This is a genomic window from Diplocloster modestus (assembly GCF_019042245.1).
In the GTDB taxonomy this organism is placed as follows: Bacteria; Bacillota; Clostridia; order Lachnospirales; family Lachnospiraceae; genus Diplocloster; species Diplocloster modestus.
Genome location: NZ_JAHQCX010000032.1, coordinates 1 through 5168, shown reverse-complemented (window position 1 = coordinate 5168; position 5168 = coordinate 1). Strand labels below are relative to the sequence as shown.

The 5168-nt window shown below is 49.0% G+C and carries 3 protein-coding genes and 1 tRNA gene; 1 reads left to right on the top strand and 3 read right to left on the bottom strand.

Going from position 1 to position 5168, the window contains the following annotated elements:
* Positions 1 to 221: 221 nt before the first annotated feature.
* From KTH90_RS24640 to KTH90_RS24630, 3 genes are all read right to left on the bottom strand, one after another.
* Complete coding sequence (locus tag KTH90_RS24640; RefSeq protein ID WP_158354236.1) at positions 222 to 2357, bottom strand: RNA degradosome polyphosphate kinase; 2136 nt, start codon at positions 2355 to 2357, stop codon at positions 222 to 224.
* 17 nt (positions 2358 to 2374) lie between these two features.
* Positions 2375 to 3916: a Ppx/GppA phosphatase family protein gene (locus tag KTH90_RS24635; RefSeq protein WP_158354235.1), complete on the bottom strand. Its 1542-nt coding sequence runs from the start codon at positions 3914 to 3916 to the stop codon at positions 2375 to 2377.
* Positions 3917 to 4084: 168 nt separating this feature from the next.
* Positions 4085 to 4156 (bottom strand) — tRNA-Glu (locus tag KTH90_RS24630).
* A 390-nt stretch (positions 4157 to 4546) separates the two neighbouring features.
* Between KTH90_RS24630 and KTH90_RS24625 the strand changes: the two genes are divergently transcribed.
* Positions 4547 to 5092, top strand: a complete 546-nt coding sequence (locus KTH90_RS24625; RefSeq protein ID WP_158354234.1) for a prolyl-tRNA synthetase associated domain-containing protein — start codon at positions 4547 to 4549, stop codon at positions 5090 to 5092.
* The last annotated feature ends 76 nt before the right edge of the window (positions 5093 to 5168 follow it).

Here is a 5168-nt window from a genome sequence, read left to right as displayed (position 1 = left end):
CTGAACCGGGAACACATCCTGTGTTCCTGGTGAATAGGCTCGGTTCCTGAACCCGGCTTTTCGATTTCACTTAGCTGATACCAGCGCAAGCCCTCCGCACTCCCAAGGAGACACAAAAGGACCCAGCCGCCGGGAGCATCCCCAGACTTCGTCCGCCAGCCTTAGCCCCTATCCCAGCATCCGTTCTTGCACCTGCCCGCTCCGGCCCTTAGTCCAATCCCTCAGTCCCCGATCGGTTCCGCCGGAACGAACACCCTGCTTTGGGTGGTTTCTTCGGCGGGGCGGACTGCCCGGGCGGCTGCCTCTTCACAGAAGTACATTTGGGAGTCCATCAGGATTTTGCCGCGTTTGTCTATCTTTTCGTAGCTTCCTTTTTTGTTGAGGATGTGGGCTTTTACATTGTCTTCCAGCTGGATCTGGAGGATGTGGATGACTTCTTGCTTTAGTGTTTCATTTTCTACGGGGAATAAGATTTCTACGCGCTTATCCAGGTTTCGGGGCATCCAGTCGGCGCTGCCCATGTAGATCTCTTCCTGCCCATTATTATAGAAGTAAAAGATCCGGCTGTGCTCCAGGAAATTGCCCACGATGGAGCGCACGGTTATGTTTTCGCTGACTTTCGGGATGTCGGTTTTGAGGCTGCAGATACCCCGGACGATCAGGTCCACTTTTACTCCGGCCGCGGAAGCTTCGTAGAGGGCAGCGATGATGTCCTGGTCACACAGGGAATTCATTTTGGCGATGATCCGGGCCGGCTTCTTTTCTTTGGCCTGCTGGGTCTCTCTGCGGATCAGGCTGATGAATCGGTCACGTAACCAGATCGGGGCCAGCGCCAGTTTGTGCCAGGACAGAGGCTCGGAGTAGCCGGACAGCATGTTGAATACGGCGGTGGCATCTTCCCCGATGGCTTCGGAACAGGTCAGAAGTCCCATGTCCGTGTAGAGCTTTGCCGTGGCGTCGTTGTAGTTTCCGGTTCCCAGGTGCACGTAACGGCGGATGCCGTCTTCTTCCCTGCGCACAACTAAGGTGATTTTGCTGTGGGTCTTTAAGCCTACCAGGCCGTAGATGACGTGGCAGCCGGCTTTCTCCAGCATCTTGGCCCAGACGATATTGTTTTCCTCGTCAAATCTGGCCTTTAATTCTACCAGAACGGATACCTGTTTTCCGTTTTCTGCGGCCTGGGCTAACGCCGCTATGATCGGAGAGTTGCCGCTGACCCGGTAAAGGGTCTGCTTGATGGCCAGGACGTCGGGATCTTTGGCGGCCTGTCTTACGAAGTTGACTACCGGATCGAAGCTCTGGAACGGGTGGTGGAGCAGGATGTCTCCGCTGCGAATCTGGGTGAAGATGTCTTCATCGGTCATGGTTTCAGGCACTGGAGCCGGTACATGAGGTTTGGCTTTCAGGCTTTTGTATCCGTCCAGACCGTATAGCTTCATTAAGAAGGTCAGGTCCAGCGGACCGCTGATCTTGTAGATATCCTCTTCCAGCATGGCGAATTCCCGCTTCAGGATTTTCAGAAGACGCTTATCCATCTTCTCTTCCACTTCCAGATGGATGACTTCCCCCCATTGGCGGCGTTTCAACTGCTTTTGTATTTCTTTTAACAGATCCGCTGCCTCATCCTCGTCGATGGTCAGATCCGCGTTTCGGATAATCCGGTAGGGATGGGCGCAGATGATATCATAGCTCAAAAACAGGGACTGGATGTTCCGCTCGATGATCTCTTCCAGCAGGATGACCGTGGTCTCTTCTTTTTTTCCTGGGATCTGAATGATTCTGGGGAGTACGGATGGAACCTGTACGGTGGCAAATTCGAATTCTTCCCGGCTCTTTTCCTCTTTTTTCACTAACAATGCCGCGATGTTTAGCGTCTTGTTGCGGATCAGGGGAAATGGCCTGGAGGAGTCTACTGCCATGGGGGTCAGCACCGGGTACACATTTTCCATAAAATACTTATCGACAAACTTTCCTTCCTCTTCGGTCAGGTCTTCATGATACGTTATGATTTTAAGACCGTGCTGCTTTAACGCGGGAAGAAGGGAGCGGTTGTACGTGGAATACTGAAGCGAGGTCATCTCATGAAGTTCTTCACTTATTTGGATCAGCTGCTCTGACGGAGTCATACCGGCGATGTCCGGTTTTGTGTATTCTGCATGTACCATATCTTTTAGAGACGCTACCCGGATCATGTAGAACTCATCCAGATTCGACGCGGTAATGCTTAAGAATTTTAACCGCTCGAAGAGCGGTATGCTTTTATCTCTCGCCTCGGATAATACCCGGTCATTGAATTTGATCCAGCTTAACTCCCGGTTCATATAATATTCCGGCTTTTTATAATCGTTCTGTTCCATAAACTCTTGGTCCCTCCCTATATTTTCTTTTTCTGCTTGATTTTTGGCTGTATGCCGAATACTTCTTCAAAGAAACCTGCTTTTTCCGGGAAAAGCTCACATTCCAGGGAGATGTCTTCCACCGTGTTCACTGTGATGATCAGTTCTTTTTCTTTTAAAACGGCTTTACAGTTTTTGAACTTCTGTTTATGGCTGCGGTCCAGAGCGTTGGCAATTCTCAGGATAGCCACCAGTTTTGCCATGATTTGATAACTGCCCACATCCAGCTGCTCCTTATCCACGATGTTGTCAAAGGTCTCAAAATCCAGTGTGTTGTAACGCACTACATTGGCGATGATCTCACGCTCTTTATGGGAAAGGCCGATGATCTCCGTGGACATGATGATACTATAGGAGCACTCCGCCACTTTTACCAGGCTGATGTATTTTCCACAGTCATGCAGGAGCACCGCAATCTGGAGCAGCAGACGCTCCCGTTTTCCCATTCCATGTAATTTCTTCGTGGCGTCGAACACGATCATCGCCAGCTCGGAAACTACGGCGATATGGGTTTTATTGCACATATATCTCTTGCCGATGTTCTTGGCCGCGGCCAGGATATCATTATCAAAATTATGCTGGAATTTTATGATTTTATTCTGTTCCGCGTAGTGGTACGCGATTCCATCTGTGAGTTCCACACCGGGAGCCCAGATATAGTCCGCGCCGATCTCAGTGACCAGCCGCCGGTAGATCACGAGAGCCGGCAGAATCATGGCGGAATTCTCCGCCGGAACACCCAGCTCCTGTGCGATCTGTTCCGGAGCCTGCTCTCCCGCCTCGTCACAGAATTTCATGAAATTATCACAGGTGACAAAGTGTTCCTGGGTATCCTTGGTAATCCGCTGGATCATCTGGTTGATGAATTCACCTACTATAATAATATTTTCAATTTTTTGTTCCTTTTGATAAAGCCGTCGGAAGTTGTAAATGTCCGTGTTGATCATCTCTTCCACAATGTCCCCGTAGCGCAGGCTGCTTCCCTCCAGTGCCGCCAGCCTCTCCCTGATTCTCAGGGTACCGAATCTTAAGTTATGGGTGCTCTGCAGGCTGTCCCTGTCGAATAAGGAGATCTGTATGCTGCCGCCGCCCACATCGATGATCGCCGTTCCCTTCTGTATGATGGACCGGAAGTTTGTCTCTTTTGAGGCGATGGACTTATACCCCAGGAACCGCTGCTCGGAATTGCTTAAGACCTCCGTTTCAAAACCTGTACGGGTACGGATCTGATCCAGCACCAGGATCGTATTCTTCGTCTCTCTGATCGCACTGGTAGCACAAATTCTATAATCGGAAACCCTGTATTCCCCCATAATCCGTTTGAAATCCTGAAGAACTTCGCAGAGTTCTTCCACCAGATCATGGCTGATCCGTCCGGAGCGGTAAGTGTCCATGCCCAGCTCGATTCTACGGCGGATATGATCGATCTCCCGCATTCCCATTTTGGAGGACAGTTCAAATATTTTCATGCTGAGCTCATAAGAGCCGATATCTATTGCTGCAAAGGTTGTGTACTGCATACATCTTCTCCCCTTTATGACACATTTCTTTTTATTTTACTATCAATCCCAGGAAATGGCTAGGTTCTTTTGTAAAATTCAAGTAAAACATAGGTTAAAGAAGCACTTTCCTGTAGTACAAAAAAAGCTTCGGAAATATTCCGAAGCTAATGGATATGTACACCAAAACAGTCCGTAGGGGAATCGAACCCCTGATTCCGCCGTGAGAGGGCGGCGTCTTAACCGCTTGACCAACGGACCTTAATGACTGGCACTTGCATATCTTATAACAAAATAATAAATTTTGCAAGTGTTTTTTACAATTTTTTTAAAATTTTATCTTACGCTCACAGCCAGCTGCGGAGGGGACTGGCACCTTTCGGTTATAAAGCAAAATATTTCAGTAACTACGTGGAGAAAGGGGCCTGTCCCCGGATGCCGGCCTGCTCGAGAAAAAAACGCCTGCTACCCCGGATACCGTTCTATTCCAGGCAACATCCGGGGACAAGCCCCTTATATTCATCATTGCCATCTTCCAATATTTAATTTATACTGATAAAATATGGTTTATAAACCAAAAGATAATTCATGATCAAGCATAGGCCGGATGCCGGACATGCGGATAATTAGATCCCGTAAGGAGGTTATAAAATGTTAAAATTTGATCCGACACTCTATACCGATAAACCCGCTCCTCACAACCGACTGCCAAAAGAAATGGCCGTCTATGATCTTCTGGATCGTCTTGCGATCCCCTATCTCCGTGTCGACCATGATGTGACCGCAACCATCGAAGACTGCCATGAGATCGACAAACTGCTCGGTATCTCTATCTGCAAAAACCTGTTTCTGTGCAACCGTCAGAAGACGAATTATTATCTGCTGATGATGCCGGGTGAGAAGCCTTTTAAAACCAAAGATCTCTCCGCACAGATCGGTTCCGCCCGTCTCTCTTTCGGCGACGCGGAAGCAATGGAACAATATCTGGACTTAACACCAGGCTCAGTCACCGTTTTGGCCCTTATGCATGATCCGGAGCAGCACGTTCGCCTGTTGATCGACCGGGATGTGCTTCAGCATGAATATATCGGATGCCATCCCTGCATCAATACATCCAGTCTTAGAATAAAAACCGCCGATATCCTGGAGAAGTTCCTTCCCCAAGTCGGGCATACTCCTACTATCGTAGACCTGTAAAAGTTAAAAGGGGACATGTCCAAATCAATCCGGGACAGGTACAAATCAGTTGGGGACAGGTACAAATCGACCGGGG

Excerpts from the sequence above, each read along its gene's own strand:
- KTH90_RS24640 (WP_158354236.1), bottom strand. The coding sequence starts at position 2,357 with ATGGAACAGAACGATTATAAAAAGCCGGAATATTATATGAACCGGGAG.
- KTH90_RS24635 (WP_158354235.1), bottom strand. The coding sequence starts at position 3,916 with ATGCAGTACACAACCTTTGCAGCAATAGATATCGGCTCTTATGAGCTC.
- KTH90_RS24625 (WP_158354234.1), top strand. The coding sequence starts at position 4,547 with ATGTTAAAATTTGATCCGACACTCTATACCGATAAACCCGCTCCTCAC.